Annotated in this window: 24 protein-coding genes; 14 read left to right on the top strand and 10 right to left on the bottom strand. The window is 65.5% G+C overall.

Going from position 1 to position 24,414, the window contains the following annotated elements; translation table 11 throughout:
* Positions 1–99: 99 nt before the first annotated feature.
* The 3 genes from PJE01S_RS14665 to PJE01S_RS14655 all read right to left on the bottom strand — a co-directional run bounded on the left by PJE01S_RS14665 (position 100) and on the right by PJE01S_RS14655 (position 1,842).
* Positions 100–432 carry a hypothetical protein gene (locus tag PJE01S_RS14665; RefSeq protein ID WP_068834377.1) on the bottom strand — a complete coding sequence of 111 codons (333 nt, stop codon included), beginning with the start codon at positions 430–432 and terminating at the stop codon, positions 100–102.
* Positions 405–1,283 (bottom strand): coiled-coil domain-containing protein, encoded by an 879-nt coding sequence (locus tag PJE01S_RS14660; protein ID WP_068834376.1) that lies wholly within the window; start codon positions 1,281–1,283, stop codon positions 405–407. The genes PJE01S_RS14665 and PJE01S_RS14660 overlap by 28 nt, the downstream gene beginning before the upstream one ends.
* A gap of 136 nt (positions 1,284–1,419) precedes the next feature.
* Positions 1,420–1,842, bottom strand: coding sequence for a hotdog fold thioesterase (locus PJE01S_RS14655; RefSeq protein WP_068834375.1), 423 nt, complete (start codon positions 1,840–1,842; stop codon positions 1,420–1,422).
* 140 nt (positions 1,843–1,982) lie between these two features.
* Here PJE01S_RS14655 and PJE01S_RS14650 point away from each other — a divergent pair, with 140 nt between their 5' ends.
* Positions 1,983–2,909, top strand: a complete 927-nt coding sequence (locus PJE01S_RS14650) for an alpha/beta hydrolase (protein ID WP_084389567.1) — start codon at positions 1,983–1,985, stop codon at positions 2,907–2,909.
* Positions 2,910–2,938: 29 nt separating this feature from the next.
* Here PJE01S_RS14650 and PJE01S_RS14645 read toward each other — a convergent pair whose 3' ends face one another.
* From PJE01S_RS14645 to PJE01S_RS14635, 3 genes are all read right to left on the bottom strand, one after another.
* Complete coding sequence (locus tag PJE01S_RS14645) at positions 2,939–4,225, bottom strand: solute carrier family 23 protein (protein ID WP_068834373.1); 1,287 nt, start codon at positions 4,223–4,225, stop codon at positions 2,939–2,941.
* A gap of 92 nt (positions 4,226–4,317) precedes the next feature.
* On the bottom strand, positions 4,318–5,208 hold the full coding sequence (locus tag PJE01S_RS14640) for an alpha/beta hydrolase (protein ID WP_068834372.1): 891 nt from the start codon (positions 5,206–5,208) through the stop codon (positions 4,318–4,320).
* A gap of 215 nt (positions 5,209–5,423) precedes the next feature.
* Complete coding sequence (locus PJE01S_RS14635) at positions 5,424–6,026, bottom strand: TetR/AcrR family transcriptional regulator (protein ID WP_068834439.1); 603 nt, start codon at positions 6,024–6,026, stop codon at positions 5,424–5,426.
* Positions 6,027–6,126: 100 nt separating this feature from the next.
* Between PJE01S_RS14635 and PJE01S_RS14630 the strand changes: the two genes are divergently transcribed.
* The 4 genes from PJE01S_RS14630 (at position 6,127) to PJE01S_RS14615 (ending at position 11,081) form a co-directional block, all read left to right on the top strand.
* The gene (locus PJE01S_RS14630; protein WP_068834371.1) at positions 6,127–8,154 is read left to right on the top strand and encodes an acetoacetate--CoA ligase; all 2,028 of its coding nucleotides are present in this window, start codon (positions 6,127–6,129) and stop codon (positions 8,152–8,154) included.
* Complete coding sequence (locus PJE01S_RS14625) at positions 8,151–8,597, top strand: YbaY family lipoprotein (RefSeq protein ID WP_068834370.1); 447 nt, start codon at positions 8,151–8,153, stop codon at positions 8,595–8,597. The genes PJE01S_RS14630 and PJE01S_RS14625 overlap by 4 nt, the downstream gene beginning before the upstream one ends.
* Positions 8,598–8,899: 302 nt before the next feature.
* Positions 8,900–9,400, top strand: a complete 501-nt coding sequence (locus PJE01S_RS14620; RefSeq protein WP_068834369.1) for a chemotaxis protein CheW — start codon at positions 8,900–8,902, stop codon at positions 9,398–9,400.
* A 46-nt stretch (positions 9,401–9,446) separates the two neighbouring features.
* Complete coding sequence (locus PJE01S_RS14615) at positions 9,447–11,081, top strand: methyl-accepting chemotaxis protein (RefSeq protein WP_068834368.1); 1,635 nt, start codon at positions 9,447–9,449, stop codon at positions 11,079–11,081.
* On the opposite strand, the gene PJE01S_RS14610 is transcribed toward PJE01S_RS14615, so the two are convergent.
* A complete protein-coding gene (locus PJE01S_RS14610; RefSeq protein ID WP_068834367.1) occupies positions 11,078–11,995 on the bottom strand; it encodes a DMT family transporter in 918 nt (305 codons plus the stop codon). The two genes, PJE01S_RS14615 and PJE01S_RS14610, sit on opposite strands and share 4 nt — an antisense overlap.
* An 89-nt stretch (positions 11,996–12,084) precedes the next feature.
* On the opposite strand from PJE01S_RS14610, the gene PJE01S_RS14605 reads away from it, so the two are divergent.
* From PJE01S_RS14605 to PJE01S_RS14595, 3 genes are all read left to right on the top strand, one after another.
* A complete protein-coding gene (locus tag PJE01S_RS14605) occupies positions 12,085–12,981 on the top strand; it encodes a LysR family transcriptional regulator (protein ID WP_068834366.1) in 897 nt (298 codons plus the stop codon).
* An 89-nt stretch (positions 12,982–13,070) separates the two neighbouring features.
* The gene (locus PJE01S_RS14600) at positions 13,071–14,075 is read left to right on the top strand and encodes a Bug family tripartite tricarboxylate transporter substrate binding protein (protein ID WP_068834365.1); all 1,005 of its coding nucleotides are present in this window, start codon (positions 13,071–13,073) and stop codon (positions 14,073–14,075) included.
* A complete protein-coding gene (locus tag PJE01S_RS14595) occupies positions 14,072–15,037 on the top strand; it encodes a M14 family metallopeptidase (protein ID WP_068834364.1) in 966 nt (321 codons plus the stop codon). The genes PJE01S_RS14600 and PJE01S_RS14595 overlap by 4 nt, the downstream gene beginning before the upstream one ends.
* Before the next feature lie 62 nt (positions 15,038–15,099).
* On the opposite strand, the gene PJE01S_RS14590 is transcribed toward PJE01S_RS14595, so the two are convergent.
* The 3 genes from PJE01S_RS14590 to PJE01S_RS14580 all read right to left on the bottom strand — a co-directional run bounded on the left by PJE01S_RS14590 (position 15,100) and on the right by PJE01S_RS14580 (position 17,856).
* Positions 15,100–15,618, bottom strand: a complete 519-nt coding sequence (locus tag PJE01S_RS14590; RefSeq protein ID WP_068834363.1) for a flavin reductase family protein — start codon at positions 15,616–15,618, stop codon at positions 15,100–15,102.
* Between the two features lie 235 nt (positions 15,619–15,853).
* Positions 15,854–17,107, bottom strand: a complete 1,254-nt coding sequence (locus tag PJE01S_RS14585; protein WP_068834362.1) for a YbfB/YjiJ family MFS transporter — start codon at positions 17,105–17,107, stop codon at positions 15,854–15,856.
* Between the two features lie 8 nt (positions 17,108–17,115).
* Positions 17,116–17,856, bottom strand: coding sequence for a GntR family transcriptional regulator (locus PJE01S_RS14580; RefSeq protein ID WP_068834361.1), 741 nt, complete (start codon positions 17,854–17,856; stop codon positions 17,116–17,118).
* Positions 17,857–18,044: 188 nt separating this feature from the next.
* Here PJE01S_RS14580 and PJE01S_RS14575 point away from each other — a divergent pair, with 188 nt between their 5' ends.
* From PJE01S_RS14575 to PJE01S_RS14550, 6 genes are all read left to right on the top strand, one after another.
* Positions 18,045–18,785 (top strand): aspartate/glutamate racemase family protein, encoded by a 741-nt coding sequence (locus tag PJE01S_RS14575; RefSeq protein ID WP_068834360.1) that lies wholly within the window; start codon positions 18,045–18,047, stop codon positions 18,783–18,785.
* A 66-nt stretch (positions 18,786–18,851) separates the two neighbouring features.
* Positions 18,852–20,438: an ABC transporter substrate-binding protein gene (locus tag PJE01S_RS14570; protein ID WP_068834359.1), complete on the top strand. Its 1,587-nt coding sequence runs from the start codon at positions 18,852–18,854 to the stop codon at positions 20,436–20,438.
* 61 nt (positions 20,439–20,499) lie between these two features.
* Complete coding sequence (locus PJE01S_RS14565; protein WP_068834438.1) at positions 20,500–21,468, top strand: ABC transporter permease; 969 nt, start codon at positions 20,500–20,502, stop codon at positions 21,466–21,468.
* Between the two features lie 19 nt (positions 21,469–21,487).
* Positions 21,488–22,402 carry an ABC transporter permease gene (locus PJE01S_RS14560; RefSeq protein WP_157090344.1) on the top strand — a complete coding sequence of 305 codons (915 nt, stop codon included), beginning with the start codon at positions 21,488–21,490 and terminating at the stop codon, positions 22,400–22,402.
* Between the two features lie 2 nt (positions 22,403–22,404).
* Positions 22,405–23,430: an ABC transporter ATP-binding protein gene (locus PJE01S_RS14555; protein WP_068834358.1), complete on the top strand. Its 1,026-nt coding sequence runs from the start codon at positions 22,405–22,407 to the stop codon at positions 23,428–23,430.
* Positions 23,427–24,410, top strand: coding sequence for an ABC transporter ATP-binding protein (locus PJE01S_RS14550; protein ID WP_084389562.1), 984 nt, complete (start codon positions 23,427–23,429; stop codon positions 24,408–24,410). Before PJE01S_RS14555 ends, PJE01S_RS14550 begins: the two co-directional genes overlap by 4 nt.
* The last annotated feature ends 4 nt before the right edge of the window (positions 24,411–24,414 follow it).

The raw sequence follows: 24,414 nt of genomic DNA, 5'->3' as shown, positions 1-24,414 counted from the left end.
TGTTGAAAACATTGCCCATCTATCGGCGGATTTGTAGATGAATACCCATAGTTAGGCCCTAACTTCGGTACTTATTTGCCCTAACTGTGAATATGCCCATCAGCGCCGAAAATCGCCCGCGTTCAACAGCATGTCCAGCTCGTCGAACGGGTCGAATTGCCGGGCCGCGCTGGTTTGCTCCGTGAGCCAGCGCTTGAATTCGGCGTCGTCCTGCACCCGCTGCAGATCCCGGTTCATGTGCGCGATGTCCTGTTCCAGCTGCTGGCGCTGCTGGGCCAGCGTGCGCGCCAGGCTGGTGGCGGTGACGGCGCCATACGGGGGCAGGCCGAATTCGCCGCGTGCCTGCATCTGCACCGCGTACAGGTCTTGCTCCAGCGCCGCCACCTGGTCCTTCAGCAGCAGGTTCAGGGCGGCGACCTTGTCCTCGGCCATGCGCGCGCGCCCGGCTCGGCCTGTTCGACGCGCAGCTGCAGCGTCAGCAGGGCCGTCAGGTCGCGGCGCCGGTAGGCCGCATTGGCCTCGGCCATCAGGGCGGATTTGCGTTCGCGCTCCTGCGGGTCGGTTTCGCGGTCCGGGTGCAGCGCGCTGGCCAGTCGCCGAAACAGGGTGCGCAACGCGCTCTGGGCATCGGTTTGCTGCTGTTCGGCCTGCTGTTGGCGGGCGGTCTTGGCCTTCCTGGAGCGGCGCGCCGCCTGCTGCGCCTCGCGCTGCGCGTGCGCCGCTTGGGCCTGCTCGTCCATCTCTTTCATGGCGGCGTGCAGCAGGGCCTCCAGATCGTCGGCCTCGCCTGCCGCATCGAGCGGCTTGCCCAGCACCTCCTCCAGCATGTCCTTCATGCCTTGCACGCTGGCGCCCTGCTTGGCGTCCAGGTCATCGGGGCTGTGGCGGTCGTGCAGCGCCTGCATCTGCGCATCGCCCTGTACCGCCAGGGCCTCGCTCAATGAAATCAGAATTTCGGTCGCCATGCGCTTTTGCGCCGCTGTCAGGCCCTTGGCGCGCAGCCGCTCGTCCAGCCACAGCGCCATGCGCTGCATCAGCGCGCCGTGCCGCTGCTCCAGCTCGGCCAGCTCCCGGGCCTGCCGCGGCCGGTGCGCATCGACCGCTTGGCGTGTGGCCTCGATCTGGCCGGTCAGCGCCTCCACCCGCGCCAGCAGCCGGTTGAAGCGCTGCTGCGCGGGCGACAGGCGGCCGGTCTTGGGACCCGCGTCGATCTTGAGCGCACGCACGGTGATCGGCGCGGCCGGCTGGTTGTCGGGGGCGAACAGGTCAGGCTGGCGTTTCATGGCGGCAGGGCGGGGCGGGGAATGGGTCAGGGTATTTTCCGCGAATTGCGCGCCAGCGGCCGCCGCGGCTGCGGATTGCTATGCTATTAATAGCGAAAAATGACAACTGGCTATGGGCTGCAGCCCGATTCGACTGCTATTTCGGCGTCAGCATGGCCATCGTGATGCGCGACACACAGGTCAGCTCGCCGGCCTCGTTGGTGAGCTCGATTTGCCAGACCTGGGTGCTGCGGCCAATGTGCACCGGGCGCGTGATGCCCGTGACCCAGCCGCTGGTCGCGCCCCGCAGGTGGTTGGCATTGATGTCCAGCCCGACCGCGCGGTGGCCCTCGGGGGCCGCGTAGGCGGCGCCGCAGGAACCCAGCGTTTCGGCCAGCACCACCGACACGCCGCCGTGCAGCAGGCCGTAAGGCTGGCGTGTCCGGGTGTTGACCGGCACGCGGGCGCGTATGAAGTCATCACCGACTTCGAGAAACTCGATGCCCAGATGCGCCACGGCCGTGTCCTTGTGGATGGCGGTGAGCTCTTCGAGCGAGATGGGTTTTTTCCAGACGCGCATGGTGGCTCCAGTGTGGGGGAGTGATGTGAGCGTGACTATATCGATTGATTTGTTATATCGCGCGTCCACGCCTATAGTGGGCCGGTTCTGCATCGTGTGCATAGACCTGGGAGGCGGCGATGAAACCATTGGGATTGATCATGGGACTTTGGGGCGCCGGCATGCTGCTGGCCGCGGGCGCTGCGGCGCAGGTTCCACAGGCGCTGGGTGAGAAGCTCAAGGCCATGGGCCGAGTGATTGCTCCACCGGCCACTTCGGCGCTCTATGCGCCACTTGTCCTTGAGTCGGAACCTTATGCCGGCGTCAGGGTGGAGCGGGATATTCGCTATGGCGAGGCCGAGCGTCACTTGCTGGACGTTTTTTCGCCGCAGATGCCTTCCGCAAAAGCGTTCCCCGTGCTGATCTTCGTGCACGGCGGGGGATTTGTCGCCGGCAATCGGCGCGCCAGTGCCAGCAGCCCGTTCTACGACAACATCATGCTCTGGGCCGTCCGCAATGGCATGGTGGGCGTCAACATGACTTACCGTTTGTCGCCCCAAAACCCGTGGCCGGCCGGTCCGGCGGATGTGGGGCAGGGCGTGAGCTGGGTGCATGAGCAGATTGTGGCGCGCGGCGGCGACCCCTCCCGCATCTATCTGCTGGGACATTCGGCGGGCGCGACGCATGTGGCGGCCTATGTGGCGCAGGAGCGCTTCCACAAGGTCCGCGGCTCGGGTCTGGCTGGCGCGCTGCTGTTGTCGGGCGTGTACCGGGTCACGGCGGAACTGGTGGCGGTGTCGCCTACCTATCCGGGCTATTACGGCACCGACGCATCCGAGTACCCGGCACGCTCCGCGCTGGACGGTTTGATCGCCACCCGGGTGCCGCTGTGGGTCGGTGGCGCCGAACTGGACCCGCCGGATTTCGAGTCACAGATGACGCTGCTCAACGACAGCCTGTGCAAGGCCGGACGCTGCCCCGCTTTCGTCAGGTTCCCGGGACACAGCCACATGTCGGAAATCTATTCCGTCCACACCGACGACCGCTCGGTGAGCGACGCCATGCTGGCCTTCATCAAGCCGCGGTAAGCGGCCCGGGTGCGCGGCGCGAGCCGGCCTCAGCGCTGGCGATTCAGCAGGGCATACAGCAGGATGGCGCCGAAGGTGGCGGTGCCTATGCCGCCCAGCGCGAACTGGCCGAACTTCAGGGTGAAGTCGCCGGTGCCCAGCACCAGGGTGATGGCGGCGACCAGCAGGTTCTTGTTGTCCGAGAAGTCCACCTGGTTGGCGACCCAGATCTTGGCGCCGGCAATCGCAATCAGGCCGAACACCACAATGCTCACGCCGCCCATCACCGGCAGCGGAATGGCCTGGATCAACGCGCCGAACTTGGGGCTGAAACCCAGCACCACGGCAATCAGCGCCGCCACCACGAACACGGCGGTGGAGTAGATCTTGGTCGCCGCCATCACGCCGATGTTTTCGGCGTAGGTGGTGACGCCGGTGCCGCCGGCGCTGCCCGAGACCATGGTGGCCAGGCCGTCGCCGATGAAGGCGCGGCCCATGTAGACATCCAGGTTTTTGCCGGTCATGGCCGTCACGGCCTTGATGTGGCCCAGGTTTTCCGCCACCAGAATGATCACCACCGGCACGATCAGCAGCATGGCGTTGGCCGTGAACACCGGCGCCGCGAGGCTGGGCAGGCCGAGCCAGGTGGCCTGGGCGATGCCCGACACGTCTATAGGCTTGCCCCAGCCCAGGCCGTTGGTGAGCAGCGCATAAATCGCGCTGGCCACGATCAGGCCGGCCAGGATCAAGAGGCGCTGCAGCATGCCGCGCGTCATCACGGCGACCAGGGCCACGCTGACAAAGGTCACCACCTGCATCCATGAGTCAAAGTTGCTGCCCGCCATGTTCTTGACCGGAATGCCGGCCAGGTTCAGGCCTATCACCGCAACCACGGCGCCGGTCACCACGGGCGGCATGAAGCGCTCAATCCAGTGGGTGCCGGCCGACTGCACGATGGCGCCTATGACGGTGTACACCGCGCCGCAGGCGATGATGCCGCCCAGCGCCACGCCGATGTTCGCGTTCGGCCCCTTGCCGGCGTAGGCGGTGGCGGCAATCACCACGCCGATGAAGGAAAAACTGGAGCCGAGGTAGCTGGGCACCTTGCCGCCGGTGATGACGAAGAAAATCAGCGTGCCTATGCCGCTCATCAAGATCGCGACGTTGGGATCGAAGCCCATCAGCAGCGGGGCCAGCACCGTGGAGCCGAACATCGCGATCACATGCTGCACCCCCATCGCCGAGGTCAGCGGCCAGGGCAGGCGCTCATCAGGCCCTATCACCCCGCCTTGTTGCAGCACCGCGCTGCTTTTTTCCGTCCAGTCCAGCATTCCCATCACTCACTCCTCGTTATAAAAGTGCCGCAATGCTAGGGGCAATGGGCACCTCGCACAAGAAAAAGAAGGCTCGGGCTGGCGATGCGGCCGTGTCAGGCCAGGAAGGACGTGATGTGCTGCAGCACCGCGGCGTCCTTGAGTATGCGGCTGTGCCCCAGCCCCTCGGTGGCCAGCAGGTGTGCGCCGTCTATCGCCTGGCGGTAGGCCAGGCCATCGGCAAAGCGGTTGATGCCGTCCCCGCGGTCATGCACCAGCAGCGTGGGCAGGTGGATGCGCGGGCCGACCATGGCCGGCTCGAACTGCGTCATCACAATCCCTTCGCGCGCCTCTATGCGCCGCTGCATGGCCGCTCGCGTGGCTTCGCTGAGGCCAAACACCCGCGCAAAGAGGCGGGTGTACGCCAGGGGCGACGCTGGCGGCGCCAGCAACACCAGCCGCTGCGCGCCAAGTCCGCGGCTGACGGCATGGGCGCCGGCATTGGCCGCCAGTGAATGCGCCACCAGCGCATGCAGCGTGTGGCCTTGCTGCTGCAGCCGGGCGCTCACATATTCCAGCGCGCGGGCAAACTGCGGCAAGTTGCTGGTCGTGCCCTGGCTGCGGCCGTGCGCGGGCATCTCCACGATGACGGCTTGCAAGCCTTGCGCCGCCAGCGTGTCGGCTAGCGCCAGCATCTGCCCGGCGTGCCCGCCCCAGCCATGCGCCAGCAAAACCAGCGGGCCGTCTGCAGAGGCCGGGTGGCGGTACAGCGTCAGGCTGGCGTCTTCAAACGGCCAGGCCTCGATGCGCCAGTCGGGGCGCCAGCGTCGGCGCCGGCTCAGCCACTTGGGCGGCAGCGGTGTGCCGAACAGCCGGCAGGCCAAGCGCACGCCGAGTGCCGGCCAGAGGCGTTGCGCGGCGCCCAGTCCGAAGCGCGCCAGCCGCATGAGGGCGCTGGCCGGGTCCTTGTAGTAGGCCGGGGTGGCCTGCAGGGTGGTGTGTGTCATGGCGGCTCCGTTTTCAGTGTGTCAGTACCAGATCCAGTCTTCATTGCTGCGCGGCAGGCCGCGCAGCGAAGCCAGGGCGGCCATCACGCCGCGCACCAGCAGAAAACCAGCGACAGAAAAAATAACGATCAACATGGCATCTTCCTTTCTTCGCACAATCGTGCGAAATTTGGGCAAACACAAACAGGCAAAAGCACAGGGGCCTCCCTCGACAATCAGGTTTTGTAGCTGTTGATCAGGCGCGTCCACGAGGCCTGGGCACGTTCTGCGGCGTGGCTGTCGCGCAGAAAGCGGGCATCGTGCAACAGCCCCATCGTCAGGCCGGAGATTTCGGCCACCAGCTGTTCGGCATCGGTATCGGCCCGTAGATGGCCGGCCTCCACCGCCTGCAGCACGGTGCGCCGCAGGGCGGCACGCCAGCGCGTCACCTCCTGCAGCAGGGTGTCGCGCAGCTCGCCCTCGCGGTCATCGAGTTCAAAGGCGCCGGCGGTGTAGATGCAGCCCGACTTCGCCTCGACATCGCGCATGCGCACAATCCAGCGCTGCACAATCATGTCCAGCCGCGGCAGGCCCTTGGGCTGCTGCATGGCGGGCACGAACACATCGGCCAGAAAGCGCCGGCCAAACTCTTCGATCACCGCCTTCTGCAGGGCCTCGCGCGAGCCAATGCGCGAAAACACCCCGCTCTTGGACAGGCCGATGCGGTCCGCCACCGCCTGCAGCGTGATGGCCTCCAGGCCTTCGGCCGAGGCAAGGTCAATCCCCGCGCCAATGATGGCGGTGCGGGTCATCTCGCTCTTCTGGGTTTTGGCATCCATGCGGCGCATATTAGCACAATCGTGCTAAAGTGCAAATGCCCCTCTTTTCAGCGGGCAATCCCGCAGGCCAGGCAGGGGCCTGCGCGGTTAAGCTGATGCCATGAGTGCCCCCCACATTCCCCAAATCCGCCTTTACCAAAACTGGCTGCGCGAGACCCGCGGCCTGAACTTTGACTCGTATGACGCGCTGTGGCGCTGGTCCACCACGGATCTGGAGGCCTTCTGGCAAAGCATCTGGGACTATTTCGAGCTGCAGTCGCCAACGCCGCACAGCGCCGTGCTGGCAGAGCGCCGCATGCCCGGTGCCCAGTGGTTTCCCGGTGCGCAGGTCAATTACGCGCAGCAGGTGTTCCGCCATGTGGACCCGGCCCACGCCGCCGGCTTTCCGGCCGTGGTCAGCCACAACGAAACAAGCCTGGCCGGCGGCCAGCCGCGCGAGCTGAGCTGGCCCGCATTGCGCCAGCAGGTCGCGTCACTGGCGCTGCATTTGCAGGACCAGGGCGTGCAGCCGGGCGACCGCGTGGCCGCCTACCTGCCGAATATTCCCGAGGCCATGATCGCCTTCCTGGCCGTGGTCAGCCTGGGCGCGGTCTGGAGCATCTGCGCGCCCGACATGGGCACCCACGCCGTGCTCGATCGCTTCAAGCAGATCGAGCCCAAGGTGCTGATTGCCTGCGACGGCGTGCGCTATGGCGGGCGCGACCTTGACCGTAGCGCCGAGGTGAACGAGATGCGCGCGGCCCTGCCCAGCGTGCAGCACGTCATCGTCCACAATAATCTGAATGCTACTGATTCGATAGCTGACTGCGCCCGGTTCGAAAGGGCTACGGCCCGAAATGATGCACAAACAGCGGCGTTTGAACCACGCTGGCTGCCGTTTGACCATCCGCTGTGGATTGTCTATTCCAGCGGCACCACCGGCCTGCCCAAGCCCATAGTCCATGGCCACGGCGGCACCTTGCTGGTGGCGCTGGCGCTCAAGAGCCTGCACAACGACGTGGGCTGCAGCTATGAGGCCAACAGCTGGGGCGAGCGTTTCCACTGGTACAGCTCGACCGGCTGGGTGATGTGGAACGTGCAGTTGAGCGGCCTGCTCAATGGCACCACATGCGTGATCTTCGACGGCAACCCCGGCGGCGGCAAGGACAAGCCCGACTGGACCACGCTGTGGCGCTTTGCGGCGCAAACCGGCGTGAGCTTTTTCGGCGCCGGCGCGGCCTTCTTTGCCAACTGCATGAAGGCGGGGGTTGACTTGACGCAACTGCCCGGCCTCAAGAGCGTGCGCGCCCTGGGCAGCACCGGCTCCCCGCTGTCGCCCGAAGCGCAGAACTGGGGTACGCAGCAGTTTGAAAAAATTGGAACACCTGACATCTGGTGGTGCAACATCTCGGGCGGTACCGACTTTGCGGGCGCCTTCATAGGCGGCAACCGCGAGCTGCCGCTGGTGCCCGGCGAAATGCAGTGCCGCCTGCTGGGTTGCGCCGTCGAGGCCTGGAACGAATCGGGCCAGCCGGTCATCAACGAAGTGGGTGAGCTGGTCTGCACGCAGCCCATTCCGTCCATGCCGCTGTACTTCTGGGGCGACGCCGGCGGGCAGCGTTACCTCTCCAGCTACTTCGACATGTACCCGAATGTCTGGCGCCACGGCGACTGGCTCAAGGTGACGACCTCGGGCGGCTGCATCATTTACGGCCGCAGCGATGCCACCATCAACCGCCATGGCCTGCGCATGGGCACCAGCGAGCTTTACAGCGCGATTGAGGCGCTGCCCGAGGTGCTCGATTCGATGGTGGTGGACCTGGAATACCTGGGCCGCGACAGCTATATGCCGCTGTTCGTTGTGCTGCGTGAGGGTGTGGCGCTCGACGATGCCATGAAGGCCAAACTCAACAACGCCATCAAGACGGCCTTGTCGCCGCGCTTTGTGCCCAACGACATCTTCCAGGTGCCCGAGATTCCGCGGACGCTGTCGGGCAAGAAGCAGGAACTGCCGATCAAGAAGCTGCTGCTGGGCCAGCCGCTGGAGAAGGTGCTCAACCGGGACGCGATGGCGAATCCGGACTGCCTCGCATGGTATGTTCAGTTTTCAGAAAACTACCTGAGCCAACAGGGCAAGAGGACTGCATGAAACGACGAATGATGACGATGGCCGCGCTTGCTGCGCTGGGCTTGCTGACGGCCTGCGCAACCGGCCCGGCCTCCCCGCCAGCTGCTGAACCGGCACCGGCCGCCGCTTCCGGGCTGCGCGTCAGTGGCAGCATTGCCTATCTGCAGCGCGTCGCCCTGCCGCCCGATAGCGAGATCATCGTGCAGTTGCGCGATGTCTCGCGCATGGACGCCAAGGCCGGCATCCTGGCCGAACAGCGCTTCACCACGCGCAGCCAGGTGCCGCTGCCGTTTGAGCTGTGGGTGGACCCCGCCAAAGTCGACCCGCGCATGCGCTGTACCGTGGCCGCCCGCATCGAGCTGGGTGGCAAGCTGCTGTTCATCAACGACAAGCTCTACCCGGTGCTGACGCAAGGCCATGGCAACAAGGTCGAGATGGTCCTGCACATGGTGGCCAAGCCCTGAGTCCATTTCGACTTCAACACGACAGCTTTTTGCATGCCCCGTCGCTGGCGTCGCCAGACGCCGGGCTGCGCCCCGCCTGCAGGCCTGCGGCGCATGACATAGGCAGGGAATGAGCGGGACCGCGCCGGTGACCCGCTGCCTGCGGTTGGCGGTCATTGAACTATCAGGGTTTTCACCCTCTTAAAGTTTTCCGCAAACGTTCGTTAAGCAGATGCAGGCATACGCAACGGCATGACGTTGCCGTTCCCCGGCACGCGTGCCGGGGTGGGCGTGCGCCAGCCGTGTTATCCAAAGGAGTGCGCATGCACGAAAAACCAGACAACCCCTACGCCACAGCGGCAGCGCCCACCAGGGCGCTGGAATACCTGTCCTTCACGCTGAGCCAGGAAGAGTACGGCATCGACATCCAGAAAGTGCAGGAGCTGCGCGGCTATGACGCGGTGACGCGCATCGCCAATGCGCCCGAGCACATCAAGGGGGTGGTGAACCTGCGCGGCATCATCGCGCCCATCGTCGACATGCGCATCAAGTTCAATCTGGGCACACCCAGCTACGACCAGTTCACGGTGGTGATCATCCTCAACATTGGCAACCGCGTCATGGGCATGGTGGTGGACAGCGTCTCGGACGTGATCACCTTGACGCCGGAGCAAATCAAGCCGGCCCCCGAGATGGGCGCGGTGCTGGACACCGAATACCTGATCGGCCTGGGAACGCTGGACGAGCGCATGCTGATCCTGGTGGATCTCGAAAAACTCATGTCGAGTGACGAAATGGGCCTGATCGAAAAAATCGCGGCCTGACGGCTATCTGTGCCAACTGAAATGAATTGAATCAACAGGCAAGACAATGAATCTCGCAAATTTAAAAATCGGCACCCGGTTGGGCATGGGTTTTGCCTTGGTGCTTTTGCTCCTGACCGTCATTGCGGGGCTCGGCGTGTGGCGCCTCCAAAATGTGGGAGATGCCACTCAGGAGATGGTCAAAGAGGCGCTGGTCAAGGAGCGGCTCGCGGCCCACTGGCTGGTGGCAACAGGGACCAACAGTGTGCGCACCTTTGCGCTGGTCAAAAGCACTGACCTGGAAGATCAAAAATATTTCCAGAAAGGCATCACACAAACCAGTCTGGGCATTACCGAGAATTCGAAAAAGCTCGTCAGCATGCTTGATACACCCGAGGAAAAGAGCTTGTATGAAGAAAGTATGGCCAAGCGAGCCGCGTACATCGATTTGCGGACCGCTGCATTGAAACTGAAGGCCGATGGCCAGCATGCACAGGCAGTGCAGCTTGCCGATGCGAAGCTGGTACCGGCCCTGGAAGCTTACGACGCGAGCATCAGGAATATGCTGCTTCACCAGGAAGCCAATATCGACCAGACGGCAAGCGCTATTGACGCGCTGTATCGGTCTGGTCGGTTCAGTTTGATAGCGCTGACCCTGATTGCTTTGGCTATGGGGGGCATGCTGGCGTGGTGGCTGACAATCGGCATCACGAGCCCCCTGAAGCAGGCAGTGCAGGTGGCGCAGACAGTCGCAAGCGGCGACCTGACGTCACACATCGAATCGACGGCCCGGGACGAAACCGGTCAGCTGATGCAGGCCCTCAAGGCCATGAACGACAGCCTGGTCGGGATCGTCGGCCAGGTGCGCCAGGGCACGGACACCATGGCCACGGCGTCCAGCCAGATTGCCGCCGGCAACCAGGACCTGTCGTCCCGTACCGAAGAGCAGGCCAGCTCCCTGGAGGAGACCGCCGCCTCCATGGAGGAGCTGACGAGTACGGTCAAGCAGAACGCCGACAACGCCCGCCAGGCCAACCAGCTGGCCGTCTCCGCCTCCAGCGTCGCGCTCAAGGGCGGCAGCGTCGTCGCCCAGGTGGTGGACACCATGGGCGCCATCAATGCCTCGTCCAGGAAGATCGTCGACATCATCGGCGTCATCGACGGCATCGCCTTCCAGACCAACATCCTGGCCTTGAACGCGGCGGTCGAAGCCGCCCGGGCCGGCGAGCAGGGCCGCGGCTTTGCCGTGGTCGCCGCAGAAGTCAGGAACCTGGCCCAGCGCTCAGCGGCGGCGGCCAAGGAGATCAAGGTCTTGATCGACGACTCGGTGGGCAAGGTCGAGGAAGGCAGCCAGCAGGTCAGCCAGGCCGGCAAGACCATGGACGAGATCGTGGACAGCGTCAAGCGCGTGACCGACATCATGGCCGAGATCACGGCGGCCAGCCAGGAGCAGACCGCGGGCATCGAGCAGATCAACCAGGCGATCACGCAGATGGACCAGGTGACGCAGCAAAACGCCGCGCTGGTGGAGGAGGCCGCCGCGGCCGCGCAGTCCCTGCAGGAGCAGGCCAGCGGGCTGTCCCGGGTGGTGAGCGTGTTCAAGCTCGATCACGCGCAGCAGATGCATGTGGCCCCGGCCAAGCCGGCGATTGCCGCGCCCAGGCGTGCCCAGCCCGCCGGGCAGCTGGCCGCAGCTGCCTAGCTTGTCCCGCCAAGCCGCGCTACGCGCGGCTTGCGGTTGACCATCACGATGCCCAGCGCCACGGTGGCCAGCGCCGCCAGCAGGCCCGGCGTCACGCTTTCGCGCAGCCACAGCGCGCCCAGCAGCAGGGCAAACAGCGGCGTGAAAAAAACGAAGACGGACACCTTGGTGACGGGGTAGCGACCCAAGAGCCACATCCAGGTCAGGTAGCTCACAAAAGCGCCCACCACGGTCTGCAGCGCCAGCGAGGTGATGGCAAAGGCGCTGAACTGCCAGCGCCAGACCTCGCCCAGGCCCAGCGACAAAACCGGCGCCACCAGGGCGCTCACGGCCAATTGGTAGAAAAGCAGTTTCTCGGCGGAGAGCTTGGACAGGCCGGTGGCCCGGATCACCACCGTGGTCAGGCCCCAGAACATGCCGGCCACCAGTGCCAGCAGGTCGCCGCGTGCCGTCACCGCCTGGCCGCCGGCAAGGCCCTCGCGCAGCGCGAAGGCCACCGCGACAAAGGCACACAACAGCCCCAGCCATTGCGGGCCGCGCAGCCTTTCGGACCTGACCCAGAAGGGCGTCAGCACGGCGACCCAGAAGGGCGAGGTGTAGAGGAACACGGTCAGCCGCGACGCGCTGGTGTACTGCATGCCAATGTAGATGCAAAGAAACTCGATCGTGAACAATGCTCCGGCCAGCAAGCCGGCGGGCAGCGAGCCGTCGCGTTCAAACAGGGGAATGCCGCGCCAGAGACACCACAGCCAGAGCAGGGCGGTGGCGCCCACCAGGCGCAGGGACGCCTGGAACAGCGGCGGGATTTCCGGGAGGGTGAGCTTGATCAGTACCTGCTGCAGGCCCCAGAACAGGCAGCAGCCCAGCAGCAGGGAAATGGCGAGGGTGTCGAGGTGGTCTTTGCGTGCGGTCATGGCTTGAGATGGTAGTGGCGAGGCGGCTTGTCTGCTGGCGGCGCGGGTACGGATAACATGGCAGGCACTTTTGGCGACAGGGGATAGGCGTGGATCACAAATGGCTGGAAGACTTCATTGCGCTGGCGCGGGAACGCAGTTTCTCGCGCGCCGCGGAGCTTCGCCATGTGACGCAGCCGCAGTTCTCGCGGCGCATTCGCGCGCTGGAGCTGTGGGCGGGGGCGGACCTGATCAATCGCGCCGGCATGCCCCTGGGCCTGACGGCCGCCGGTGAAGAGCTTTTGCCGGTGGCCCACCGCGCGGTGGCCAGCCTCAACGAAGCGCGCGCCCGCATCCGGCATGCGCGCGGCGGGCTGGACTGGGTCACGCTGGCGACCGGCCGCACGCTGTCGCGCACCGCGGTGCCCGCCTGGCTGGCCCGCGTGAAGCGCAGCACCGGCGAATTTCGCCTGCGCATCCTGACCGGCTCCATCCATGAAGGCGCCACCGCGCTGGAGCAGGGTGCCGCCGACTTTTTGTTGTCGTTCACGCATCCGCGCCTGCCGCTGGTGCTGGATGATCAGCTGTTCGAATACCTGACCCTGGGCACGGACGAGCTGGTGGCCGTGAGCGCGCCGCGCGCCGATGGGCAGCCGCTGCATGCCTTGCCCGGCACGGCGCGCCACCCGGTGCCGGTGCTCGGCTATGCGCCCACGCTGGCGCTCAGCCAGATTCTTCACGATGGTCTGGGCCGCAGCACCCGTGAGTTGCATCTGCACACCGTCACCGAGTCGGACTTTGCCGAATCGCTGCACGAGCAGGCGCTGCAGGGCGTGGGGCTGGCGTGGCTGCCGCGCGGGCTGGTCGGCGTCGATTTGCGCAATGGCCGGCTGGTCGAAGCCGACCGCGAGGGCGCGCCCGTGCGTTTTGAAATTCGCCTGTACCGCCCGCGCAACCCGCGCACGGACCTGGTGCGGCAAATTTGGGCGGCCAGCACAGGTACCTGACCCGTGTTCGCATAGGCCCATGCGTGATGCGCATGGGTGGCGCCCGTACGACTTCTAGACTGCTTCCATTCACACCTGGAGCCTTCTTCATGCCTACCCCGTTTACCCTTCGCCGCCGCAGCGTGGCCCGCACGCTGGTTTTGGCCGCCGCCGGACTGCTGAGCGTTTCCGCCGCGCTGGCGCAGTCCTGGCCGACCGCCAAGCCCATCACGCTGGTGGTGGGTTATCCCCCCGGCGGCAGTGTGGACCTGGTGGCGCGCATCGTCGCCGAGCCGCTGGCCAAACGTCTGGGAACGCCGGTGGTCGTAGAAAACGTGGGCGGTGCCGGCGGCACCATCGGTGCGCAGCGGGTGGTGGGCGCCGCCCCCAACGGCTACACGCTGCTGCTGGGCTCCGGCAGCGAGGTGTCGATTGCGCGGCTGTTCAACCCGGCCGTCAAGTACAACGGCGAAACCGACCTGACCGCCGTCAGCCTGATCGGTGTCACGCCCATGGTGTTTGTGACCAACCCCAAGACCGGTGTGAAAACCATCGACGAGGCGATCGCCAAGTCCAGGCGCGAGCCCAACCAGCTGAGCTTTGCTTCTTCCGGCATTGGCACCCCTTTGCATGTGTCGGGCGAACTCATCAACCTGCTGGGCGGAAGCAGCTTCCGTCATGTGCCCTATCGCGGCGCGGGGCAACAGGTGCAGGATCTTTTGGGCGGCAACGTCGATTTCAGCGTCTCGGTGCTGTCTTCGGCCCTGCCGTACATCGAGTCGGGCAAGATGGTGGCCCTGGGCGTGACCACGCCCACGCGCTCGCGCGCCGCACCGCAGATTCCGGCGCTCGGTGAAAGCCCGCGCCTGAAGGGCTACGACATGAATGTCTGGTTTGGCCTGTTCGGACCGGCAAAACTGCCGGCCCCCATGGTGGCGCGCCTGAACAAGGAACTCAACGACGTGCTGCGCGAGGAAGCCGTGTGGCAAAAGCTGCAGAAGGCCGGCATTTCCAACGAGGGCGGCACGCCGCAGGCGCTCAGCGCCTTCATCAAGGCCGAAACCCAGCGCGTGCGCAGCGTGGGCAAGGCCGTGAGCAGCGGATCGGCATCGTGAGCGGCCAGCCCTTCAAGGCGCATGCGGTATCGCTGACGCCGCCCGAGTTGTCCGGCTGGGCGGCCTCCGCCACGGGCGTGGCGCATGTGCAGGAGCGCAGCGCGGCGGCGTCGGGCCCCGAAGTGCTGGTGACGGCCCTGGTGCATGGCAACGAGTATTCCGGCGCGCTGGCGCTCGATGAATTCCTGCGCAGCGGCCTGCGGCCCAGGTGCGGGCGCATCACGGCGGTGTTTTGCAACACCGCGGCCTTTGCGCGATTTGACGCGAGCCAGCCCGACGCGTCGCGCTTTGTCGATGAAGACTTCAACCGCGTCTGGTCACCGGAGCGGCTCGACGGGGCGCGCCAGAGCACCGAGTTGGCCCGCGCCCGCGAAATTCGTCCCTTCGTCGAGCGCGCCACGCATTTGCTCGACCTGCATTCCATGCACGAGCCCTGTGAGCCGCTGCTGGTCACCGGCCTGCTGCCGCGCAACATCGCGTTTGCGCAAGGCCTGGGCACCGCCGGCCAGGTGATCGTGGATGCCGGCCATGCCGATGGCGTGCGCATGCGCGACTACGGGCCGTTCGGCGAGGCCGGGGGCGCCCGCCTGGCGTTGCTGCTGGAGGCCGGGCAGCACTGGGCGTCTTCATCGCTGGACGCGGCGCGCAACGTGCTCATGCGTTTTCTGGTGGCCTCTGGCGCACTGGCGCGCGGCGACGTGCCCGAGGGCTGGCTGCTGCCCGATGTGCTGCCGCCGCCGCCCATCACCGTCACCGATCGCGTGGTTGCGAAATCCATGGACTTCGCTTTTGTGCAGGATTTCCGCGGCGGTGAAACCATTCCCCAGGCCGGCACAGTGATTGCGCACGACGCCGGCGAGCCGGTGGTGACGCCCTATGACGACTGCGTGCTGGTCATGCCCTCGGTGCGCCAGCTGCGCCTGGGGGTGACCACCGTGCGGCTGGGCCGGCGCGCCGGCTGAGCGGAGACGGCATGGCCCGAGCTGCCGGGTTTGATTGGCCCGGCTTGATGGCCAGTGCTGGCCTACAAGGGGTGCTCGGTATAAAACCTGCCGCCGTGAAACAGCAGCGGCGCGGCACCGGCGCGGTGGCTGCAGCGCTCCACCTCGCCGACAAAAATCACATGGTCGCCCTCTTCATAGCGGCTGCGGTTAAAGCATTCAAAGGTCGCGGCCGCGCCCTTTAGCAGCGGGGAGCCGGTAGTGCCTTCGGTGAACAGCACGTCCTTCCAGCGGTCTTCGCGCTTGCTGGCAAAGCGTTCCGCCAGGTCTTTCTGGTCGGCCGCCAGGATGTTGATGGCGTAGTGCGAGCCCGCACTCAGCGCCGCCATCGAGCCCGCGGCCTGCGACAGGCTCCACAGCACCAGCGGCGGGTTCAGTGACACGGAATTGAAGGAGTTGGCCGTCAGGCCGACCAGCTCACCGGTGGGGGTGCGCGCGGTGACGATGGTGACGCCGGTGGCAAACATGGCCAGCGAGGCCCGGAATTCCCGCGGCGAAAAGCTGGGGCTTTTCGCCCGACGGGGAGGGAGGGGAGACAGCATAGAGAGGATCATTGAGCGGCGGCCGATACACGCGCCTGCCGCGGGATTTGCCTGCCCCCATTTTGCGCCACCGGCAAGGTTTTTCGCGCACTCATGGCATGGCGCCTGCCGGTGGCGGCAGGGTTGCTTTCATTTGCTATTGTATTGATAGCTTATAACGCTTGATCGGCAAGGGCTGGCGCCGGATTTCATCAGATATCCGTGAATTCGGCCGTGAGCGCCGGCCTGCGGCGCTTCAAGGTTTTTTGCCGGCGCGGTCCATCGCGGGGGCCTGTGCTGGCGTCACGACCGCTGCGCGCGTGGCGCCTTGCTTCAGGGAGCTTGCCGCCCCCATCAGCAGCAGCACCGGCCCCAGCCAGAGCCCGGCGCTCAGTGAACCGGTGGCGTCTGAAATCCATCCGCCCAGCAGCGGGCCTATGGACTGCCCCAGGGAAAAGGCCGCCGTGAGCAGCGCCAGGCCCCAGGTCAGCGAGGCGCCGGGCAGCAGCCGTTGGGCGACCACGCTCACCGCCGCCGGCCCGGCCATGAAGCTGGCGCCGAAAATCAGCGCGGAGGCAATCACGGCCCACGGCGCCGGCCAGATCAATGCCGGCACGGTGCCCACGGCCACCATGGCGCTGACCAGCGCAAAGCCGCGCCCGGTGGGCAGGCGGCCCAGCACCCGGCCCCAGAGCGGGCTGGCCAGCAGGGAGGCGCCGCCAATCAGGGCAAAAAACACCATGGTGAGGGCGGTTGCAAAACCCAGGCGCTTGAGCAGCGCAATCATGAAGGTCATGTAGCCCACGTAGCCCGCGCCATACAGCAGGTTGGCCAGCAGGCTGGGACCTAAAGGGACCCAGACCGGCACCGCCGGTCCCGGCACGCTGGCGCGGGACTGCCGCATGGACAGGCGGGCCGCATGCCAGGCCAGCGCGGACGCGAGCAGCGACACCAGGCCCATCAGCAGCCACGCCTGCCGCCAGTCGATGGCGCTGCCATTCGCATGCGCCAGGGGAATCAGCGTGCCGGCCAGCACCACGCCCAGCCCCGAGCCGGCAAAGTAGATGGACAGCGCGGCGGCCGGCCGGCCCGGCATGGCGCCGGCGGCCAGGGACGTGCCCAGCACGAAAGCCACGGCCGTGGCCAGCCCGCCCGCGGCACGCACCCCTAGCAGCAATGCGAAACTGGAGGGCCAGGCGCTGGCCAGGAGCGCCAGGGCGCTGGCCACCATGGCCCAGGTGAAGGTCTGGAGCTTGCCGAAGCGCTGGCCCAGCCAGGCGGCCAGCAGGGCCCCCGCGAGGTAGCCGATGGCGTTGCTGGTGTTGAGCGCGCCGGCCGCGGTAAAGCTCCAGCCGAACTCGCTTTGCATGGGCGGCAGCAGCAGGGCGTAGGCAAAGCGCGTAAAGCCCAGCGCCACCAGCGGCGACAGCGACAGGCCGAGGGCCGCGCCCAGGCCTTGCCAGCGCGTAGTGACCGTGAGGGCCGTGGGGGCCTCCTGCTTGGCAGACATCCGAAAGCTCAAAGCGGCTGGGAGAACAGCGCGACGAGATCAATCTCGGGCGCGCTGTGGTCGCGCTGCAGCTTGACCTCGGCGCCGTGCAGGTGTGCACCCATCAGGGTGCAGGCCTGCTCGCCGTCACCGTTTTCCAGGGCCTTGAGTATCTCGTTGTGCTCGTCAAACGAGCAGACATTGCTGCCCACGGAGTCATACAGCGCAATCATCAGGGTGGTCCGGGCAATCAGGCTGCGCAAAATGTCTTCGAGCTCGGTATTGCCCAGCAGCCGGGCCACCTGCAGGTGGTATTCGCCGGACAGGCGCACCCATTTGGACCATTCGCCGGCCTTGTAGGCGGCATGCTCCTGCGTGATCAGCTCGCGCACGGCGGCCAGTGATTCCGGCGTGGCTTTCTTGCCGAGCTCGCGGATGATGCCGTTTTCAATCAGCCGCCGGGCTTCAAACACCTGGCGCATTTCTTCCGGGCCGGGCTGCGCAATGATGGCGCCCTTGTTGTGCTGCAGCTCGATGACCTTGTCGCCGGCCAGCCGCACAAAGACCCGGCGCAGCAGCGTGCGGTTGACGCCGAAGGCCTCGCACAAGCGGGTTTCCACCAGCCGCGTGCCCGGTGGAAGGCGGTGCGACAGCACCGCTTCGACGATGGCATGGCGGACCCGGTTTTCCTCGGCCAGCTCGGCCTGGGAGGCCTCTGAATGGGTTTCCCGTTCGTGGTTTGCGGTGATAGGTGTGCGGGGGCTGGCCATGGCTGTTGTCTCTATTAAGGAGCATATGGTGCCACAAGATTTTCTTGACTGCCACGATTCATTTAATTATTGTGACAATAACAAAACATGATGTTGCAATTTATTTCGAAAAATCTCGAAATTTCAAGAAAAACTCATGGTTTTCCCTCTGAAGTTAAGTGGTTCAAGATTGTGACAATCAATAAAGCATGAAACTACAACTGATCAATCCGAATACGACGGCCGCCATGACCGACAAGATGGCCGTGGCGGCTCGCCAGGTCGTTTCCGTGGGTACGCAGATCCTGGCCGTGCAGTCGGCCACCGGGCCGGCATCGATCGAGACTGCCGTTGACGAGGCGCTGGCGCTGCCCGGCCTGCTGGCGCAGATCAAGGCCGGTGAAGCGGCGGGCGTGGATGCCCATGTGATTGCCTGCTTTGGCGACCCGGGGCTGCGCGCCGCACGCGAGCTGGCGACGGCGCCCGTGATAGGGATCGCCGAGGCGGCTATGCAGATGGCCTGCCTCGTGGCCTCGTCATTCAGCGTGGTGACCACGCTGGCGCGCACGGTCCCCACGGCGCAGCGCTTGCTGGTGGACTACGGCATGACGTCGCGTTGCCGGCGGGTGCGTGCCACCGGCATCGCCGTGCTGGAACTGGAAGCGCAGACCAGCGATCTGCTGCGAAAAAAAATCGGCGACGAATGCCGGCTGGCGCTGGCCGAAGACGGCGTGGGCGCCATCGTGCTGGGTTGCGCCGGCATGGCCGACCTGTGCACCGAACTGACCCAGGCCTTGGGCGTTCCGGTGATCGATGGCGTGACGGCCGCCGTCAAGCTGGCCGAAGCGCTGGCCGGACTCGGGCTGCGCACCAGCAAACAGGGCGATTACGCCCGGCCTGGCGCCAAGCCCTATGTCGGCGTGATGGCGCAGTTTGCGCCAGCGGCATGAACTTTGCCGCCCACTGTTTCCCTCAAGTCTCCCCGCTCACCACTTTCAACCCATGAAGGACATACGATGAAGCTCTCAACACTCAGGCGCACGGCGATTGGTTTTGCCGCTTGCGCCGTCATGGCCACGGCCGGCGCCGCCAGTTTCACCTGGTCCTCCAACCTCGATGCGCTGTCCATGGATCCGCATTCGACCAACAACAGCTTTACCAACGCCTTTGTCAGCAACATCTATGAGTCGCTGGTGCGCTTCAATGAGAAGCTGGAGATCGAGCCCGCACTGGCCACGTCCTGGAAGCTCGTCAGCCCCACGGTCTGGCGCTACACCCTGCGCCAGGGCGTCAAGTTTCACAATGGCGAAAGCTTCGGTGCCGACGATGTCGTGTTTTCCTGGCAGCGCGTCAACACGCCGGGTTCGCTGGTCAAGGGCAACCTCAGCGACCTCAAGGACGTGCGCAAGGTAGACGCCTACACCGTGGAGGTGGAAACCAATTCACCGCTGCCCACGCTGAACAACGAGCTGGTACAGCTGCTCATCATGAACAAGGGCTGGTCCGAGCAGAACCGTGCCGTCGAAGCCAGCGACCTGGGGCATCAAAAGGAAAATTTCGCCAACCGCAATGCAAACGGCACCGGCCCCTTCAAGCTGGTTTCGCGCGAGGTTGACACCCGCACGGTGCTGGCGGCCAACACCGGCTGGTGGGACAAGCCCAAACACAACCTGACCCAGGTCATGTTCACGCCCATCAAGTCGGACGCCACCCGCACGTCTTCGTTGATCAGCGGCGGCATCGATGCCTCCATCAGCGTGCCGCTGCAGGACGTGCCGCGCCTGAAATCCGTCCCCACCCTGGAGGTGGTGCAGGGCCCGGAGCTGCGCACCATCTTCATGGGCATGGACCAGAGCCGCGACGAGCTGCTGTACAGCGACGTCAAGGGCAAGAACCCGTTCAAGGACCTGCGCGTTCGCAAGGCCGTGTACCAGGCGATCGATGTGGAGGCGCTCAAGCGTTCGGTGATGCGCGGGGCCTCGTGGCCGGCCGGCAATCTGCTCTCGCCTTACCTCCACGGTTCACCGGTGGCCTTGAACAAGCGGCTGCTGCCTTTCAACCCGGAAGCTTCCAAAGCCCTGCTCAAGGAAGCCGGTTATCCGAATGGCTTCACGGTGGGCATGCAGTGCCCGAACGATCGCTACGTCTATGACGAGGCCCTGTGCCTGGCCATGTCCTCGATGCTGGCCAAGGTCGGCATCAAGACCAACCTGATGATAGAGCCCACCGTCAAGTGGAGCGTGCGCCTGAACGCGGCCGATGTGTCGCTGTACATGGTGGGCCATGCCGGCCTGCCCATGGCCGATGTCTATGGCCTGCTCAAGGATGTGGTGGCCACCCGCACCGGCAAGGAAGGTTCGCTCAACGCGGGCAAATACTCCAATCCGAAGTTCGATGCCTACATGCCCAGGATTGCCAGCGAAATCGATCCGGCCAAGCGTGCCAGGCTGATTGAGGAGGCCGTGGCCATCGAACGTGACGATGTGTCCCATATCCCCCTTCACCAGCAGCCCGTGACCTGGGCGGCTCGCAAGGGCATTGCGTTGTCGCAGGCGCCCGACAACCAGATGCGCCTGTGGCTGGTGCATGTGAACGGCAAGTGATGCGACGGGGTGCCGTTGATTCTGTCGTGCCGCACGGCACCCTTGCATGGGAGAAGCACTGATGTTGCGCTTTCTTTTAGGACGCCTGGCCAACGGGGCCATCGTGATGGTGCTGGTATCCATGCTGTCGTTTTCCCTCTTCAACTTCATCGGCGATCCGGTGAGCAACCTGGTGGGGGAAACCGCCACGGTGAATGAGCGCGATGCCATGCGCCGTTCACTGGGGCTGGACCAGCCGCTGCCGGTGCAATACCTGAAGTTTGTCGGGCGCGCGGTGCAGGGTGAGTTCGGCGTGTCGTACCGGAACATCGAGCCGGTCTCGCGGGTGATTGCCAGCCGGCTGCCGGCCACACTGGAGCTGAGCCTGATTGCTGCCATTCTGGCCCTGGGGGTCGGGATTCCCATGGGGGTCTATGCCGGGCTCAAGCCGCGTTCTCTGGGGACGCGCATCCTGCAGGTGGTATCGCTGATCGGCATTTCCGTGCCGTCTTTTGTGACCGGCATCATCCTGATCCTGATCTTCTCGATCTACCTGAACTGGCTGCCGTCCTTCGGCCGGGGCGACACCGTCATGCTGGGCGCGTGGAGCACCGGCCTGCTGACGGCCAGCGGCTGGAAGTCGCTGGTGATGCCCGCCATCACGCTGGCGCTGTTCCAGCTCACGCTCTTCATGCGGCTGACGCGCACGCAGATGATGGAAGTGCTGCGCAGCGAGTACATCAAGTTTGCAAGAGCCCGCGGCCTGCGTGAGCGCTCCATCAATTTCCGCCATGCGCTGCGCAACACGCTGATCCCCATCATCACGGTGGCCGGCCTGCAGCTGGGCTCCATGATCGCGTTTTCCATCATCACGGAAACCGTCTTCCAGTGGCCAGGCCTGGGCCTGCTGATCATCCAGGCCATCAGCTTCGGCGATGTGCCTGTCATTGCCGCCTACCTGTTGTTGATCGCCCTGCTGTTTGTGCTGATCAACATGGTGGTGGACCTTCTGTATTTTGCGGTGGACCCGCGCCTGCGCGCGCAACGCTGAGGAGCCGGCCATGAAAACCATGATGTTGACCCTGCGCCGCTGGCGCGAATCCGATCTGGCCTGGAGCCTGGGCCGTTCCCCCGAGGCCTGGATCTCCGCCCTGGTCCTGCTGCTGTACCTGGCCATGGCCTTGCTGGCGCCGCTGCTGGCGCCACAAAATCCGTTCGATGTCGCGGCGCTGGACCTGCTGGACGCGCGCCTGCCGCCGGCCTGGACAGAGGGCGGCCAGCTGAAATACCTGTTTGGCACGGATGGACAAGGCCGCGACATGGTTTCCGTCATGCTCTACGGGCTGCGCGTCTCGCTGCTGGTGGGGGTGGCCTCCACCCTGCTGTCGCTGGTGGTGGGCGTGACCCTGGGCCTGATTGCGGGCTATGCCGGCGGCCGCATTGACAACATCATCATGCGTGCCGCCGATGTGCAGCTGAGCTTTCCCGCCATCCTGGTGGCCTTGCTGATCGATGGCCTGTCACGCACCGTGCTGCCGCGCGCCGTGCATGAGCAGCTGTCGCTGCTGATCGTGGTGGTGGCGATTGCGCTGGCCAACTGGGTGCAGTACGCCCGAACGGTGCGCGGCGTGACCATGATTGAAAAAGACAAGGACTATGTGAACGCGGTCCGGCTGATAGGCATGGGCCGGGCGCGCATTCTGTTTCGCCACGTGCTGCCCAACATCCTGAGCCCGGTGCTGGTCATCGCCACCTTGTCCATCGGCCTGGCCGTGCTGACGGAGGCCACGCTGAGCTTCCTGGGCCTGGGCGTGCCGGCCACTTCGCCGTCCTTGGGCACGCTGATACGGCTGGGCAACGAGGTGCTGTTTTCCGGCGAATGGTGGATCACGGTGCTGCCTGGCCTGTTGCTGATTGGCCTGGTGCTCAGTGTCAACCTGTTCGGTGACTGGCTGCGTGATGCGCTCAACCCGCGATTGAAATAACCATGACCACTTCCAATGCCTACTCCGCGGCGGCACCCCTGCTGTCCGTACGTGGCCTGCGCGTGCAGATACCGACACGGCACGGCGCCCTGACCGCCCTCGACGACGTGAGCTTTGACATTGCCCGCGGAGAAATCCTCGGCTTCGTCGGCGAATCGGGCGCCGGCAAATCACTGACCGGCATGGCGGTGCTGGGCCTGCTGGATGCACCGGCGCACATTGCGGCCGGTGAAATCATCTTTGACGGCCAGCCCATCCACCAGCTGCCGGCAGCACAGATGCGCAAGCTGCGCGGCCGGCGCATAGGCGCGATTTTCCAGGACCCGCTGCTCAGCCTCAACCCCTTGCTGACGGTCGGCTACCAGCTCACCGAGACCATGCGCACCCACCTGCCCCTGAGCGCCGAGGAGGCGCGCCTGCGTGCCATCGAATGGCTGCGCCAGGTCGGCATTCCGTCGCCCACCGAGCGCGTGGATGCCTATCCGCACCAGTTTTCCGGCGGCATGCGCCAGCGCATCGTGATTGCACTGGCCCTGTGCGCCGAACCCGATCTGGTGATTGCCGACGAACCGACCACGGCGCTGGATGTGTCGGTGCAGGCGCAGGTGCTGGAGCTGCTGCGCACGCAGTGCCGCGAACGCGGCACGGCCGTGCTGCTGGTGACGCATGACATGGGCGTGATTTCCGAGAATGCCGACCGGGTCGCCGTCATGTACGCCGGCCACATTGCCGAAACCGGTCCGGTGGGCCAGATCGTGAACCGGCCGCGCCATCCGTATACGCGCGGCCTGATGGGCTCCATCCCCCCGGTGGACCAGGATGTCCAGTGGCTGCAGCAAATTGACGGCGCCATGCCCAGGCTGTCGGCCAGGCCCACAGGCTGCCCCTTTCACCCGCGCTGCAAGCACGCGACCGAGCAGTGCGTCACCACGAGGCCGCTGCCGCACCCCGAAGGCGTGGCGCTGGTGGCCTGCTGGCATCCGCAGCAAGGTCCGGCCATGGCCGGCGTAGCGGAGGTGGCAGCATGAGCGTTCCCTACCTCAGTGTCAAAAGCCTGTCGCGTGAGTTCAAGGCGCAGGGCCGCACGGTGCGTGCCGTGGACAACGTCAGTTTTGAAATTCCTGTCGGCACGACCTTCAGCCTGGTGGGCGAATCGGGCTGCGGCAAAACCACGCTGGCGCGTGTGATTGCCGGGCTGGACAAACCCAGCGCGGGCTCCATGCTGTTCGGCGCACCGCTTGACGGCCGCGTGCACCGCACCCAGATGATTTTTCAGGACCCTTATGCCTCGCTGAACCCGCGCTGGCGTGTCGGTGATGCGATAGCCGAGCCGATCACCTTCCAGAACCTGCGTCCGCGTCCAACGGTCGCGGGGCGTGTGGAAGAACTGCTCACCCGCGTGGGCCTGGCGGCCGCTGACACGGCCAAGTTTCCGCACGAATTTTCAGGCGGCCAGCGCCAGCGCGTGTCGATCGCGCGCGCCCTGGCCGGTGAGCCGAGCTTTCTGGTGTGCGACGAGCCCACCTCGGCGCTGGATGTGTCGGTGCAGGCGCAAATCCTGAACCTGCTCAAGCGCCTGGAAAAAGAGGAGGGCCTGACCAGCCTCTTCATCAGCCACAACCTGGCCGTGGTGCGTTTTGTTTCCTCCATGATTGGCGTGATGTATCTGGGCCGCCTGGTGGAGGTCGCTCCCACGGCCGAGCTGTTTGCGGCGCCGCGCCACCCTTACACCCAGCTCCTGCTGGACGCCATTCCGCGCATCGGCCAGGGTCGCCGCACCGTGAGCCTGCCCGCTGGCGAGCTGCCCAGCCCGCTGGCGCCGCCGCCAGGCTGCACTTTCCATCCGCGCTGCCCGGCGGCCATGGACATCTGCCGCCGCGAAGCACCCGCGCTGCGCACGCTGGACAACGGTGTTTCGGTGGCCTGCCATGCCGTCGGCAGCGGCGGCCAGCCCGTGCGCTTCATGCCGGGCGCTGCCCATCCCGCTTCTTCCTTTTCCCTTTCCTGAGCTG

This window comes from Polaromonas jejuensis NBRC 106434 (assembly GCF_001598235.1).
Classification (GTDB): Bacteria; Pseudomonadota; Gammaproteobacteria; order Burkholderiales; family Burkholderiaceae_C; genus Polaromonas; species Polaromonas jejuensis.
This window is presented reverse-complemented; position numbering and strand designations above follow the sequence as displayed.